A 14,928-nucleotide genomic window follows, 5' to 3' on the forward strand; every position below is an offset into this window, starting at 1 on the left:
GAAATATTGTTTCACTTTTTTCTGAAAGTTTAAAAATTAGTAAATTATGAAAGCAGCTTATAAATTAAATTATTTTTTCATAACGTTGCCAGCGGCGTTAGCGCTGTTTGGATTAATCGAAGAAAAATTTCTGTATTATTCTTTGTTGTCATTTATCCCCTTAGGTCTCTATCAAATTGTAATTACAATTCGGCTTGCAAGTGTTCTTTCTACAAATGTTCACTATCAAATTTACGTTATCGGTGTTCATTTATTTTTTATCCTGGCAGTCACATTAGATTTTTGGTGGGATTATCTCGAACCTAATAGTGAAATTTTCTATGGAATTCCACCATTGTTGGCAATTTATTTCTCATTTATTCTTTACCAAAAATCCCGAAAATTATGAATCTAAATGTTGTTGGCTACTTTATTTTTTTGGCAATATCCATATACATTATTTTAATTGTTGGAAAAATATGTTTTCGAAACGGAAATATTTTTGTGATGGAATTAATTCCTGATTATCAAGAATTGTGTCAGCAAATAAACAAACTTTTATTGGTTGGCTATTACTTGGTGAATATTGGTTATTGTGCAATGACGCTTATCAATTGGTCTAAAATTGAAACACTGCTTCAGTTAACTGAAATTATAGCTATAAAAACGGCCTTAATTATCGGGATCCTCGGCTTTTTACATTACCTCAACATTTTCATTCTTACTAATTACCTTCAAAAATTTTTTAAATAAATCTTTAAAATTCAACATTATGGAAACTACAAAAATTTTAATCGGATACATTATCTATTTGCCAATCGCATTATTTTTAACCTATTTTGTTTCTAAAACATTGTTTAAAAATGGAAAAATATTCATGCTCTACATCTTCAAAGGTCGTACTGAAATTGCGGATGCAACAAACACTCTATTTGAAACCGGATTTTATCTCCTAAACATTGGTTTTGCTTTGATGATATTGAAAATAGACGGAAATGTAAATAATTATCAGCGTTTGATCGAAGCTTTAAGTTATAAAATTGGTGGCTTTTCAATTTATCTTGGCGTGATGCTTTTTTTAAATTTATATTTCTTTTTTAGAGGAAAGAGAAAAGCAAGAGAAAATCAAGCGACAGAACGACCCGTTTTTAAAGCCTAACCAAACTTCCTAAATTTTTTCAAACTTTGGAAAAGTTCTTCCGGATAATCACCTTTAAATTTTAAAACTTAAATGCTCATAAAAACAAAAAAATATGAAAAAGCTAATCATTGCAGCGGGAACTGGATTTTTAGGTCAGGTTTTGGCAAATTATTTCAAAAATAAATTTGAAGAAATTGTCATCCTGACAAGAGGAAAATCGGAAGTAAAAAACAAGATAAAGTATGTTAATTGGGATGCCAAAACATTTTCGGGCTGGGAAGAAGAACTTGAAAATGCGGATGTTTTAATCAACCTTGCCGGAAAATCTGTTGATTGCAGATATACCGAAGAAAATAAAAACGAAATTTTAGCTTCAAGAATTGACAGTACCAAAATTTTGAATCTCGCCGTTTTAAACTGTGAAAATCCGCCCAAACATTGGCTTAACTCTTCTACTTCTACCATTTACCGACATTCTTTAGACAAACAAATGGCTGAAATAAATGGCGAAATTGGTGACGATTTTTCGATGAATGTCGCAAAAGCGTGGGAGAAATCTTTTTTTGAAACCGAAACTCCCCAAACTAAAAAAACGGCTTTGAGAACTTCGATTGTTTTGGGTAAAAATGGTGGCGCTTTTCTTCCACTAAAAAACTTAACAAAGCTTGGTTTTGGTGGAAAACAAGGCAAAGGAAATCAGTTTATCAGTTGGATTCACGAAAAGGATTTTGCAATAGCCATAGAATTTATCTACGAAAAAGAAATGACGGGAGTTGTGAATATCGTTTCGCCAAAACCCATTCGAAACGCAGAATTCATGAAAATTTTACGCGAAAGTTTAGGGGTTCCTGCAGGAATTGCTATTGGAGAAAAACTACTAAAATTAGGAGCCAAAATCATTGGAACAGAAACTGAATTGGTTTTGAAAAGCAGAAATGTGATTCCGACACGGTTGCTGGAAAATGGTTTTACTTTTAAATTTGGAGATTTACGCAAAGCGTTTGATGATATAAGATAATAATTTTTACAGCTTTGGCAAAGTTCAAATTTTTCTTATCAAAAAAATTCAATTTTAGCCGAAACGAAAAACTTTACACGATTTTCCGGATAATTGTTGCGTGGTAAATCGTAGAACGCCAAAAAAGAAAATGAGATTTTTTCAAATTTTAAAAACTTTGACGAAAATAATTTACATCAAAAAAACCATCGCCAACCAAAAAATCGGGATGCTTTCTACCCAGAAACTGGTGTAATATTTGCTTCGGTTTTCGTGGGCAAAATATATAAATAGTGATGTGATTACAATTAAAACAGCATTGATAATAAGCTGTTTTTCGTCAATTTCGCTTTTAAAAAATTCTAAAAAGTAAAAAGGAATGAGTAGCAAAATGCCGAGGATTTTGGTGTTTTTTACACCTATTTTTTGTGGAACGGTTTGCAATTTTAAGTCGTCGGTTTTGAGGTCGATGATTTCGAAAATTAAAATCAAGACAATGACGAGCAAAAATCTTTGGCAAAATTTCAGCAAAACGTCGGCACTAATGTTAGTTTCAAAATTTAGAAGTGGCAACAAAATCGTTACACCAGCCCAGCAAAATGCTACGATGTAAATTTTGATACCCGTCCAATTTCGGAAGTTGGGTTTGTGGGAAAATAACGGAATGGCATACAAAAATGTGAATCCGGAAAATATTAAGGCGACAATTTGTGTGTTACTTTTTAATTGTAAAAAAAAATATCCTGAAATTAAAATTGATAAAGCGCTCAAGCCGAAAATTAATTTTATTTCCCGAGAAATCTTTTTTTTGTTTCTGCAAAAACTTTCAAACTTGATAAAATTGTACCCGAAAATTGTTCCAAAAAAAGCAAAACCTGCCATCTCAAAATCAAATGGTTTTTGGAACATGTGATTCGTCATTAAAACCAATGACAATACGGAAATTGCAACATGAATACTTGCTTTTACATAGAATTGAAATAGTTTTTGAGCGACTTGCATGACACAAATTTAGCGAATCGTTAAAAGTGTTGGGTATTTTGGTATAAATTTCCTAAAAAATACGTGTTAAAAATAAATTTCTTTTTCAATTTAATAAGTACTTTTGTGCCACAAAAAACACAACCCAACATATCTTATTTTTATGAGAACAGATGCTTTTGCTTTAAGACACATTGGTCCGCAAGAAAATGATTTACAGCACATGCTGAAAATTATTGGCGTAGAATCGATTGACCAATTGATTTATGAAACGCTTCCTGACGACATCCGTTTGAAAGCGCCTTTGAACTTGGATCCGGCCATGACGGAATACGAGTATTTAAACCACATTCAGCAATTAGGAAATAAAAATAAGGTATTCAAATCTTATATTGGTTTGGGTTATCATCCGGCAATTGTTCCGGCTGTAATTCAGAGAAATATTTTTGAAAATCCGGGTTGGTACACGGCTTACACACCTTACCAAGCAGAAATTGCTCAAGGTCGATTAGAAGCTTTGTTAAATTATCAAACTACAGTTATTGAGTTAACCGGAATGGAAATTGCCAATGCGTCACTTTTAGACGAAGGCACGGCTGCTGCCGAAGCGATGGCGTTACTCTTTGACGTGAGAACGCGTGATCAGAAAAAAAATAACGTAAATAAATTTTTTGTCTCTGAAGAAATTTTGCCACAAACACTTTCGGTTTTACAAACACGTTCTACCCCAATTGGTGTGGAATTAGTGATTGGAAACCACGAAGAATTTAATTTTGGCACAGAATTTTTTGGAGCCATTTTACAATATCCTGGAAAATACGGACAAATTTTCGACTATGCTTCTTTTATTTCCAAGGCTAAAGAAAACGAAATTAAAGTGGCGGTTGCTGCTGATATTTTAAGTTTGATAAAATTAACGTCTCCAGGAGAAATGGGTGCCGATGTTGTTTTGGGAACCACACAACGTTTTGGAATCCCAATGGGTTACGGAGGTCCTCACGCGGCATATTTTGCTACAAAAGAAGAATACAAGCGAAGTATGCCGGGAAGAATTATTGGCGTAACCGTTGATACTAACGGAAATCGTGCGCTTCGAATGGCTTTGCAAACACGTGAACAACATATTAAGCGTGAAAAAGCAACTTCAAATATTTGTACGGCTCAAGTGCTTTTGGCTGTTATGGCCGGAATGTATGCGGTATACCACGGTCCAAAAGGTTTAAATTATATTGCTGATAAAGTTCACGCAGCTGCGGTTACCACGGCTGATGCCTTGAATAAAATTGGCGTTTACCAAACCAATACATCATTTTTTGATACCATCGTTGTAAAAGCCGATGCTCAAAAAGTAAAAGCAATTGCCGAGCAAAAAGAATTCAATTTTTATTATATTGACAACGAAACCATTTCGATTTCTTTTAACGAAACGACTTCAATTGCGGATATCAATACGATTATTGCGATTTTTGCTGAAGCAGTTTCAAAAGAAACTATTTCGGTTAAAGAATTGGCAAATGATTCAATGGTTTTAGATAGCGTTCAAAGAACATCTGAATTTTTGAAGCACGAAGTTTTCAACAAACATCATTCTGAAACGGCTTTGATGCGTTACATGAAAATGTTGGAAAGAAAAGATTTAGCGCTAAATCACTCGATGATTTCGTTGGGATCTTGTACGATGAAATTAAATGCTGCCGCAGAAATGTTGCCTTTGAGCATAGCAAATTGGAACAATATTCACCCGTTTGCACCAATTGAGCAGGCAGAAGGTTATCAAATCATGCTTAAAAAATTAGAGCATCAATTAAACGTTATTACTGGTTTTGCAGGAACAACTTTGCAACCTAATTCTGGAGCTCAAGGCGAATATGCAGGTTTGATGGTCATTAGAGCTTATCACCAATCGAGAGGAGAATCACACAGAAATATTGCGTTGATTCCGGCTTCAGCACACGGAACCAATCCAGCAACGGCGACAATGGCAGGAATGCAAGTTGTGGTAACTAAAACTTCCGAAAATGGAAATATTGATGTAGAAGATTTAAGAGCAAAAGCCATTCAATACAAAGATAATTTGGCGTGTTTGATGGTAACGTATCCTTCAACTCATGGGGTTTACGAAGCTTCTATCATTGAAGTGACTAAAATTATCCACGAAAATGGTGGTCAAGTTTATATGGATGGTGCCAATATGAATGCACAAGTTGGATTAACGAATCCGGCAACAATTGGTGCTGACGTTTGCCACTTAAATTTACACAAAACATTTGCGATTCCTCATGGAGGTGGTGGACCTGGCGTGGGACCAATTTGCGTAGCAAAACATTTAGTAGAATTTTTACCTACCAATCCAGTTGTAGCTACAGGAGGAAATAGTGCCATCACAGCTATTTCTGCGGCTCCTTGGGGTTCTGCTTTGGTTTGCTTGATTTCTTACGGATATATTACAATGCTTGGTGCAGAAGGTTTGACAAGTTCTACACATCATGCGATTTTAAATGCCAACTATATTAAAGAAAGATTAAAAGGTCATTTTGAAACACTTTACACTGGTGAAATGGGTCGTGCGGCTCACGAGATGATTATTGAATGTCGTCCGTTTAAAGAAAAAGGAATTGAAGTGACTGACATTGCAAAACGTTTGATGGATTATGGTTTCCATGCGCCAACGGTTTCTTTCCCGGTTGCCGGAACGTTGATGATTGAGCCAACAGAAAGTGAAAATTTAGAAGAATTAGACCGTTTTTGTGATGCGATGATTTCAATTAGAAAAGAAATTGCTGCCGCAACCGCAGAAGACGAAAATAATGTTTTGAAAAATTCACCTCACACTTTGGCAATGTTAACTGCTGAAACTTGGGATTTTCCTTACAGCAGAGAAGCTGCCGCTTTCCCGTTAGAATACATTGCTGAAAATAAATTTTGGCCTTCGGTAAGAAGAGTGGATGACGCTTATGGCGATAGAAACTTGGTTTGTTCTTGTGCGCCAATTGAAGCGTATATGGAAAGTTAAACAGATAAATAAAATTAAAAAGCCGGAAAAATCCCGGCTTTTTAGTTTATAATATTTTTCAATGTTTATTCTGCAACGGCAAAAGTAGAAACTACCGTTTGCTTTTCATCCAAAGCATTAGGATTAGAGATTGTAATTCCGTATTCTCCAGATTCCAATGTTGGTATATTAATAAGGTAAGAACTTGTACCATATTTTTTTCCTGTGAACGAAACGTAATCTAAATTGTTTCTTTTTGCTCCTCCAAAATTATTAACAGCAGCAAGTTCAGCTCTACGGTATTTTTTCCTTTTCTCAAATTTAAAAATTCTTACAATCGAAAGCGGATCTGTAAGATTATCCACACCTCTAATTATAAGTTTTACTTCTTTATTTTTATCAAGCACAATTCCAGAACAACATCCATCAATTTGAAGTTGAGTTCGAACCTTACCTATTCCGGTAAGCATGAGTCCCGTAGAGGCTGCAGTTCTACTTTGAGTTAGCTGCTTTTCCAAAAGAGTATGCGATTGATCTGCATTTACCAACATAGCTTCCCCAACAAATTCTGGTTCTTCTGTACTTTGAGCAAAACAAGTTGCAGTGAAGAGAGAAACCGCCAACATAGAAAATAATTTTGTTTTCATTTAATTCGAGTTGTAATATTTATTTTTAAAATTGATTCCCGCAAATATAAAATCTTTTCGTTTACAAAAAACTCTTGATTAAATTTTCTTAAAAGAATTGTAATTCGTAAATTTATTTTACAAAAATTTAAGCAATGACCGACCTTTCAGACAGGAAAGATATCAGTATTCTCACAGAAAAATTTTATCAAAAACTGCTGTCAAACATTAACATCAACTTTATTTTTACTGATGTGGCCAAAATTAATCTGGAATCGCATTTGCCCAAAATCATCAATTTTTGGTGCTTATCCATGTTTGGCGAACCGGGTTATGATACCAATGTCATGCATGTTCACCTAGAGTTAAACGAAAAATTCCCGCTTCAACCCGAGCACTTCAAAATTTGGCTTGACACCTTTTTTGAGACCGTTGACGAAAATTTTTCTGGCGTCAATGCACAATCTATCAAAACGAGAGCATTATCAGTTGCCACAATAATGCAGCTAAAAATCAACCAATTCCACAATAATAATTCGTAAAAAAAATATTATTCGTAAAAATTATATGCAAGCATAATAAATTAACTGCTTTCACTGTTATTTTTTTATAACTTAGCTAAGAATTTAATTGTCAAACAATATCATGACTATCAAAATAATTGGCTCGGGAAGTTATATTCCGGAAATAAAAATATCTAATCGCGATTTTCAGCAACACTATTTTTTAAGTGAAGAGGGCGAACCGCTCACTCAAGGAACCGATGTGATTGTAGAAAAATTCAAAGACATTACCGGAATTGAAGAACGCCGTTACGCTAACGAAGAATTTTTGGCGTCAGACCTTGCCTATTTTGCTTCGGAAAAAGCCATTGAGGACGCTAAAATCGACCCCGAAACCATCGATTATATTATTCTTGCACACAATTTTGGCGATGTCAAACTAGGAAAAATCCAATCGGATATTTTACCAAGTTTAGCCACTCGCGTCAAACATAAGCTGCAAATAAAAAATCCAAAATGCGTAGCATACGACATTCTTTTCGGTTGTCCCGGTTGGATTGAAGGCGTTCTACAAGCCAATGCATTCATCAAATCTGGCATGGCAAAACGCTGTTTAGTCATTGGTGCCGAAACTTTGTCCCGCGTCATCGACCCGCATGACCGCGACTCTATGATTTATGCCGATGGTGCTGGTGCCACAATTATCGAGGCCTCACATGACGAAACCGGAATGCTTTCGTACGAAACCGCAACGTTCGCCTACAACGAAGCCAACTATTTATTTTTTGGAAAATCATATAACAAAACCCTCAATCCCGACGTGCGTTACATCAAAATGCACGGCCGAAAAATTTATGAATTTGCTTTAAGCAACGTGCCTCAAGCCATGAAATCTTGCGTAGAAAAAAGCAATATCCCCATTGGTAACATCAAAAAAATAATCATCCATCAAGCTAACGAAAAAATGGACGAAGCTATAATCCATCGCTTCTACAAACTTTTCGGGCAAACGCCTCCGCCACAAATCATGCCTATGACCATTCACAAATACGGTAACAGTAGCGTGGCAACTGTTCCCACACTTTTCGACCAGCTTATCAAAGGAAATCTCGAAAATCACCAACTAAATAAAGGAGATGTTATTATCTTTGCCTCGGTTGGAGCCGGTATGAACATTAACGCCTTCACCTACAGGTTATAAAATATTTTTTTTAAGAAGCCAATCCCGCTTTCCGCTGCAAGCCTTCGGCAAAAAAAATAATTTTCCATCTCGCGGCAGGAGCTTGCTCTGGTCGCTCTGCCACTTCGGGAAAATTAATTTTTTTTTACCTCAGGGCTTTCCGCTACAATCGGGGCTATACACAAAACCATGTACGAAAAAACATACCCTTCAAAAAGATTCAAGCTCACACTCGAATTTTTAAAAAAACACATCAATCCTACAGAAAAAATTCTCGATTTGGGAACCGAAAACCCTTTTTCCAAAATCATGAAACAAGAAGGATTTTCGGTTACAAATACAAAAGGCGAAGATTTAGATAACGATCAAACCACACTTCAAACCCAAGAATACACGGTGACAACTGCTTTCGAAATTTTCGAACATTTACTTAACCCGTACACCATTCTTCAAAATATAAAATCCGACAAAATTTTTATTTCAATTCCTTTAAGATTGTGGTTTTCACCAGCATACAAAAGTAAAACTGACATGTGGGACCGTCATTACCACGAATTTGAAGATTGGCAGCTCGACTGGCTTTTGGAAAAAACAGGCTGGAAAATCATCGACCGAAAAAAATGGACCAATCCCGTAAAACAAATTGGTATCAGACCATTATTGCGTCAATTTACCAATAGATATTACATCGTGTACGCAGAAAAAATTTTGGAACAAAAATAAAACCGCTTGAAATATTACATCGTCATTCCAGCCCATAACGAAGAAAAATTTATTTCGCTAACGCTTCAATCCATTGCAGAACAAACCTTGTTACCTGTGAAAGTAGTGGTGGTTGACGATAATTCAACTGATAAAACTTCGGAAATAGTTCACAGTTTTTCTAAAAAATATCCGTTCATTAGTTTGCTCAAAAAAAATTCTGATGCCATTCACCTTCCCGGAAGTAAAGTGATTCAGGCGTTTCAATTTGGGTATGATTCTTTGGATGAAAACTACGAAATGATTGTAAAACTCGATGCCGATTTAATTCTCCCAGAACATTATTTTGAAACCATTGCCAATATTTTTAATTCGGACGAAAACGTTGGAATGGCTGGCGGATATGCTTATATAGAACAAAACGGGGAATGGGTTTTGGAAAATCTTACCAATAAAGACCATATTCGCGGCGCTTTTAAAGCGTATCGAAAAAAATGTTTTGACCAAATTGGCGGCCTCAAACCGGCAATGGGATGGGACACGGTTGACGAATTACTTTGTAAATTTTACAATTGGAAAATTGTTACTAACGAAAAATTAATTGTTAAACACTTGAAACCAACAGGTGCGAAATATAATAAAGCCGCGAGATACAAGCAAGGAGAAGCGTTTTATAGTTTGGGTTACGGTTTTTTCATTACCGTTATTGCTTCGGCGAAATTGGCTTTTATGAAGAAAAAACCTTTTTTGTTTTTCGATTACGTCAAAGGATTTGTTAAAGCAAAATCTGCGAAAAAACCGCTTTTAGTAACACCTGAACAAGCCCAATTTATCCGAAATTATCGCTGGCAAAGCATGAAAAAAAAGTTAATTTAGTAGTTTGACAAATCATCGATTCTTATCTTTAGTAAGAAAAATTAGTTTTCTTTTGGCTTCAAAAATAAATTCGTTTTAAATCGAAACCATTACTGCTGACTAATTTCGTATTTTAGCCCATATTTTTTTAGAAATTATAAATGATTCGATATTTAACTCAAATAGGTCGCTATTTCATTATGTTGAAAGAAGTATTCAACAAACCTGTAAAATGGTCCTACATGCGACAATTAATCTTAAAAGAGATTGATGACCTCATCATAGGATCTTTAGGAATAGTAGCTTTTATTTCCTTTTTCATTGGTGGTGTTGTTGCCATTCAAACGGCGTTAAACCTTACTAATCCATTAATTCCCAAAACTTTAATTGCTTTTGCCACACGACAATCAGTGATTTTGGAGTTTGCACCAACATTTATTTCGATTATTATGGCGGGAAAAGTGGGTTCTTTTATCACTTCGAGTATTGGAACGATGAGAGTTACTGAGCAAATCGACGCTTTGGAAGTAATGGGAGTGAACTCGCTTAATTATCTGGTTTTTCCAAAAATTGCTGCTTTAATGCTTTATCCGTTCGTGATTGCATTAAGTATGTTTTTAGGAATTTTGGGCGGCTATGTTGCAGCTGTTGCGGGAAATCTAACTTCAGGAGACGAGTTTATTAACGGTTTGCAAACTGATTTTATTCCGTTTCATATTGCTTATGCATTTATCAAAACATTAGTTTACGCAATAATTTTAGCGACTATTCCGTCATTTCATGGGTATTACATGAAAGGTGGTGCATTAGAAGTTGGAAAAGCAAGTACTACATCTTTCGTTTGGACGAGCGTTGTGGTCATTTTAATGAATTTTATCCTAACCCAATTACTTTTAAGTTAAAATGATTGAAGTTAAAGACATCAAAAAATCTTTCGGAGATGCCGAAATATTAAAAGGAATTACAACGACATTCGAGACTGGCAAAACTAATTTAATTATTGGTCGAAGTGGCTCTGGAAAGACGGTTATGCTAAAAACCTTGTTAGGGATTCATATCCCGGAGCATGGCTCAATTGCTTTTGACGGCAGGATTTATTCCGAAATGGATAAAGACGAAAAACGTGCGTTGAGAACCGAAATTGGGATGGTTTTTCAGGGAAGCGCTCTTTTTGATTCGATGACCGTTGAAGAAAATGTTGGGTTTCCGTTGAAAATGTTTTCAAACAAGAAATCTTCAGAAATAAGAACGCGTGTAAATGAAGTGCTCGAGCGAGTCAATCTGGTTGACGCAAATAAAAAATTCCCGTCTGAAATTTCCGGAGGGATGCAAAAACGTGTAGCAATTGCTCGTGCGATTGTGAATAATCCAAAATATTTATTTTGTGACGAACCTAATTCTGGCTTAGATCCCGAAACCTCTATTTTGATTGATGTTTTGATTCAAGAAATTACAAAAGAATACAACATGACAACCGTGATTAACACTCACGATATGAACTCGGTTTTGCAAATTGGTGAAAAAATTGTATTCCTGAAAAATGGTTTAAAAGAATGGGAAGGAAATAATGAGCAAGTGTTAGAAACAAAAAATAAATCAATTGTCGAATTCGTTTATTCGTCTGATTTATTTAAAAAATTACGCGAAGGTCTTTTGGCGGAAGCAGACGAGGAAAATCAAGAATGATTTTTTTTAATTCCAATTAGTGAAATTCCAAATTTAAAACAGTGCCGTAAATTCCAATAAAGAAATTCCAAAATTGAATTGAAATTGAAGTTCCAGTTGAAAATTCACAAAAAAACCTAACAGATTTTTAAAGTTGTTAGGTTTTTTTTTGATTCGAAATCTTGAAAAACTATTTCGTTACCATTTCGGTAATTCGTTTAATATCTTGCTCCTTGCCTTTTGGATAAATCAGCAAAACATCTTCTTTATCAACAATGATATAATCGCTTAAACCATCAACGATAATCAACTTTTTAGCATCGGTTCTAATGATATTGTTTGAGGCATTTTCTAAAAAAACTTGAGCATTCACTACTGCATTCAGCTTGTTGTCTTTTGGTAATTTTTCATAAAGAGATCCCCAAGTTCCTAAATCATTCCAATCGAAAGTGGCTGGCAAAACATATACATTATCTGCTTTTTCCATGATGGCATAATCGATTGAAATATTTTCTGCCAAACCATAATTTTGATTGATGAATTCTTGTTCTCTTTCTGTATTTAAAACGGGATAACCTTCTTCAAATAAAGCATTCATTTGCGGTTGAAATTGTTCAAAAGCTTCGGTTACAGCTTTGACACTCCAAATAAAAATTCCGGCGTTCCACAGAAAGTTTCCACTTGCTAAGAAAGATTTTGCAGTATCATAATCGGGTTTTTCTCTAAATTGGTTTACCTTCTTGATAGGATTTTGCATATTTTTATCAAATTCAATATAACCAAAACCAGTATTTGGAAAGGTAGGTTGAATCCCTAAAGTCATCAATGCATTATTATTTTTACAAAAATCAAATGACTGTTTAAGATTCTCGACAAATGTACTCTCATCTTCAATCCAGTGATCGCTTGGAGCAACTACCATTAAAGCATCAGGATTTATTTTTTGAATTTTTAAAGAGGCGTATAAAATACATGGAGCAGTATTTCTCATCGCTGGTTCAAGCAGCACCTGCTCTTGCTTTACTTGCGGCAACTGATTTAAAACCAATTCATTATAACGCTCATTTGTTAATATAAATATATTTTCTGCTGGAATTAATTTGGCTAACCTCCCGAAAGTTTTTTGAATGAGTGTTTCGCCCGTTCCTAACATATCGTGAAATTGTTTTGGAAATTCATTTGTACTAACTGGCCAAAAACGTGATCCAATCCCGCCTGCCATTAAAATGGCAAAATAATTATTATTCATTGCTTGTAGGTAAGTTTCAAAACTATGTTAAATATTCGACATATTATGCGAAAATACAAGTTTATTACATTTCATTTAACATTACTGAGGTAACACTTCTACTTCAGCATTTGGATTAAAAAGATAGATTTTTCCAGTATTTAATTCTACACATTCAAATCGTTTGGTACGTTGTGGTCCTTTTCGAAAAATTTTGCCGTTGTATATTCTAAAAACAGTACCATATGGAATTTCAAAAATATAATTTTTGTCACTTTGCAAATCAAATTGCTTTAAAGCCAAAGATAACGTGGTATCAGTATCACTACTCGCTGAAGGATTTCTAAAGTGCCTCGCTAAAAGCGGTAACAGTTGCATCGGAAAAATTTCCGGACGAATAAATGGCACCATCAATTGTTGAAAAGTATATTTCCACTCGTTCCCATGAGGTTTAATGTTTCTTCCAAATTTTTTAAACGCCACCAAATGTGCAATTTCATGGATTAAAGTCATCAAAAATTTATATTTATTCAAACTCGAATTTACAGTAATTTCATGCTTACCGGTTGGTCCTTTACGATAATCGCCATGTCTTGTCATGCGTTCGTTTACAATTTTCAAATGCACTTCGTTAGCAACGATGAGTTCAAAAACTGGTTCGACAGCGTGTTCGGGCAAATATTTAGCGAGCGTTTCGTTCAAAAAAAATGTTTATTACGGTGTTGTGGAAGAAACTTGTAAGACTTTTCCGTTGAAAAATTGATTTCCGGTTAATACAAAATCAAAAATATATTTCGCCATTGCTAAAGGTAAGAGTGGCGCTTGATAACCCGGAAAAGCTTCGGCTAACATTTCCGTTTGCACAGAACCTAAAGCCAAAACATTAAATGAAATTCCTTGTGCTTTATATTCCTCAGCCAATAATTCTGATAACGTAATTACGGCACCTTTACTCGAGCTATAAGCCGATAAACCCGCAAATTTCATCGTCCCTTGAACACCACCCATAGAGCTTATGGTTACCACGTGACTTCCTTTTTGTAAAAATGGTAATGCGATTTTGGTTAATGTGGCAACGCCAAAAACATTCACTTTATAAATTTTTTCGAAATCGCCCGCAGTTGTTTCAGTAAAAGGTTTTACTACAATTGCTCCTGCGTTATGTACAACAGCATCTATCTTTTTCCAAGAACTTTCTAAAAAACAGGTAACTTTTTCAAATTCGGTTTCTACTGCTAAATCAACGGACAACCAAGTAATATTAGGATTTTCAAGCAATAATTTATGGCTATTTCGCGAAAGCGCTAAAACCTGATGACCTTGATTGGCAAATAAAAGTGCCAGCTCTAGTCCTATTCCACGGCTGGTTCCAGTAACAATAATGTTTTTCATTAAAATATTTTTTGTAGTAAAAAAGCTATTACCAAGCACAAATTTACAAAAATATAAATGAGTATCGTTAAGATTCATTTTCTACAATTTTACACAGCTAATTCCACACTTTTCCACATATCAAAGTTCTGGAAATTTCTCGCAAAAATAAATATTCTCTTATTTTTCAATAGTTTACGATTGATGCTACTTCTTTTTATTTGAATGGCATATTTTTTTCATTATTCTAACTGAAGAAGAAAATCACCACCAAAAAAATATTGCTATGAAAAAGTTTATTATTACGATGGTTTTTGCAATAGGACTAAGTTTCCAGGCAGAAGCTTCGTACAAAAATCAAAATATAATTTCTGTTAATCAGGAAAAAACTTATAACCCTATTGAAGCATCGGCAATTCCGGCAGAAGTATTAAAAAACATCAGTTCGAAATACGGCGGATTCACCATTAGGGAAGCTTACGTTGCTGCAGATGGCGAATACAAATTGGTTTTAGCAAAAGACGAAACCACTACAACAGCCTATTTTAACAGCAAAGGTGAGTTTATTAAAGAAGCATAGTTTAAGTTAAGTTTGTTGAAAGAAAAGTATTATACTTTTCACAGTAAAAGGAGATGTGGGGGCATCTCCTTTATTGTTTTTACCCGAGATTATAACATATATTAACACTTAAAAATCATTTTTAATTT

General features: G+C 34.8%; 17 protein-coding genes. 12 read left to right on the forward strand and 5 right to left on the reverse strand.

The genetic code is table 11. From position 1 onward, the window contains the following. The first annotated feature begins 46 nt into the window (after positions 1 to 46). The 4 genes from GV828_RS00135 to GV828_RS00150 all read left to right on the forward strand — a co-directional run bounded on the left by GV828_RS00135 (position 47) and on the right by GV828_RS00150 (position 2,138). The gene (locus tag GV828_RS00135; protein ID WP_166535444.1) at positions 47 to 388 is read left to right on the forward strand and encodes a hypothetical protein; all 342 of its coding nucleotides are present in this window, start codon (positions 47 to 49) and stop codon (positions 386 to 388) included. Further along, positions 385 to 732, forward strand: coding sequence for a hypothetical protein (locus tag GV828_RS00140; protein ID WP_166535445.1), 348 nt, complete (start codon positions 385 to 387; stop codon positions 730 to 732). Before GV828_RS00135 ends, GV828_RS00140 begins: the two co-directional genes overlap by 4 nt. A 19-nt stretch (positions 733 to 751) precedes the next feature. After that, complete coding sequence (locus GV828_RS00145; protein ID WP_166535446.1) at positions 752 to 1,138, forward strand: hypothetical protein; 387 nt, start codon at positions 752 to 754, stop codon at positions 1,136 to 1,138. A 94-nt stretch (positions 1,139 to 1,232) separates the two neighbouring features. Continuing rightward, positions 1,233 to 2,138, forward strand: a complete 906-nt coding sequence (locus GV828_RS00150; protein WP_166535447.1) for a TIGR01777 family oxidoreductase — start codon at positions 1,233 to 1,235, stop codon at positions 2,136 to 2,138. 171 nt (positions 2,139 to 2,309) lie between these two features. Here the strand turns inward: GV828_RS00150 and GV828_RS00155 are convergent, their stop codons facing one another. Next, on the reverse strand, positions 2,310 to 3,119 hold the full coding sequence (locus GV828_RS00155; RefSeq protein ID WP_166535448.1) for a UbiA prenyltransferase family protein: 810 nt from the start codon (positions 3,117 to 3,119) through the stop codon (positions 2,310 to 2,312). A gap of 142 nt (positions 3,120 to 3,261) precedes the next feature. On the opposite strand from GV828_RS00155, the gene gcvP reads away from it, so the two are divergent. Beyond that, complete coding sequence (gcvP, locus tag GV828_RS00160) at positions 3,262 to 6,111, forward strand: aminomethyl-transferring glycine dehydrogenase (protein ID WP_166535449.1); 2,850 nt, start codon at positions 3,262 to 3,264, stop codon at positions 6,109 to 6,111. 65 nt (positions 6,112 to 6,176) lie between these two features. Here gcvP and GV828_RS00165 read toward each other — a convergent pair whose 3' ends face one another. Then, positions 6,177 to 6,737 carry a hypothetical protein gene (locus GV828_RS00165; protein WP_166535450.1) on the reverse strand — a complete coding sequence of 187 codons (561 nt, stop codon included), beginning with the start codon at positions 6,735 to 6,737 and terminating at the stop codon, positions 6,177 to 6,179. A 134-nt stretch (positions 6,738 to 6,871) separates the two neighbouring features. Here GV828_RS00165 and GV828_RS00170 point away from each other — a divergent pair, with 134 nt between their 5' ends. From GV828_RS00170 to GV828_RS00195, 6 genes are all read left to right on the forward strand, one after another. Further along, positions 6,872 to 7,258: a group III truncated hemoglobin gene (locus GV828_RS00170; RefSeq protein WP_166535451.1), complete on the forward strand. Its 387-nt coding sequence runs from the start codon at positions 6,872 to 6,874 to the stop codon at positions 7,256 to 7,258. Positions 7,259 to 7,361: 103 nt separating this feature from the next. Beyond that, on the forward strand, positions 7,362 to 8,420 hold the full coding sequence (locus GV828_RS00175) for a 3-oxoacyl-ACP synthase III family protein (RefSeq protein ID WP_166535452.1): 1,059 nt from the start codon (positions 7,362 to 7,364) through the stop codon (positions 8,418 to 8,420). Between the two features lie 168 nt (positions 8,421 to 8,588). Next, on the forward strand, positions 8,589 to 9,122 hold the full coding sequence (locus GV828_RS00180; RefSeq protein ID WP_166535453.1) for a class I SAM-dependent methyltransferase: 534 nt from the start codon (positions 8,589 to 8,591) through the stop codon (positions 9,120 to 9,122). 6 nt (positions 9,123 to 9,128) lie between these two features. Continuing rightward, positions 9,129 to 9,977, forward strand: coding sequence for a glycosyltransferase family 2 protein (locus GV828_RS00185; RefSeq protein WP_166535454.1), 849 nt, complete (start codon positions 9,129 to 9,131; stop codon positions 9,975 to 9,977). Between the two features lie 140 nt (positions 9,978 to 10,117). Then, positions 10,118 to 10,858, forward strand: coding sequence for an MlaE family ABC transporter permease (locus tag GV828_RS00190; RefSeq protein WP_166535455.1), 741 nt, complete (start codon positions 10,118 to 10,120; stop codon positions 10,856 to 10,858). Between the two features lies 1 nt (position 10,859). After that, positions 10,860 to 11,642, forward strand: a complete 783-nt coding sequence (locus GV828_RS00195; protein ID WP_166535456.1) for an ABC transporter ATP-binding protein — start codon at positions 10,860 to 10,862, stop codon at positions 11,640 to 11,642. Between the two features lie 169 nt (positions 11,643 to 11,811). Here the strand turns inward: GV828_RS00195 and GV828_RS00200 are convergent, their stop codons facing one another. The 3 genes from GV828_RS00200 to GV828_RS00210 all read right to left on the reverse strand — a co-directional run bounded on the left by GV828_RS00200 (position 11,812) and on the right by GV828_RS00210 (position 14,241). Continuing rightward, positions 11,812 to 12,870, reverse strand: coding sequence for a mannose-1-phosphate guanylyltransferase (locus GV828_RS00200; RefSeq protein ID WP_166535457.1), 1,059 nt, complete (start codon positions 12,868 to 12,870; stop codon positions 11,812 to 11,814). An 81-nt stretch (positions 12,871 to 12,951) separates the two neighbouring features. Then, positions 12,952 to 13,551: a SprT-like domain-containing protein gene (locus tag GV828_RS00205; protein ID WP_166535458.1), complete on the reverse strand. Its 600-nt coding sequence runs from the start codon at positions 13,549 to 13,551 to the stop codon at positions 12,952 to 12,954. A 12-nt stretch (positions 13,552 to 13,563) separates the two neighbouring features. Then, on the reverse strand, positions 13,564 to 14,241 hold the full coding sequence (locus GV828_RS00210) for an SDR family NAD(P)-dependent oxidoreductase (protein WP_166535459.1): 678 nt from the start codon (positions 14,239 to 14,241) through the stop codon (positions 13,564 to 13,566). Positions 14,242 to 14,506: 265 nt separating this feature from the next. On the opposite strand from GV828_RS00210, the gene GV828_RS00215 reads away from it, so the two are divergent. Continuing rightward, entirely contained in the window at positions 14,507 to 14,800 is a 294-nt protein-coding gene (locus GV828_RS00215; RefSeq protein ID WP_166535460.1) for a hypothetical protein, read from the forward strand. The last annotated feature ends 128 nt before the right edge of the window (positions 14,801 to 14,928 follow it).

The organism is Flavobacterium ichthyis (genome assembly GCF_009915155.1).
Lineage (GTDB): Bacteria > Bacteroidota > Bacteroidia > Flavobacteriales > Flavobacteriaceae > Flavobacterium > Flavobacterium ichthyis.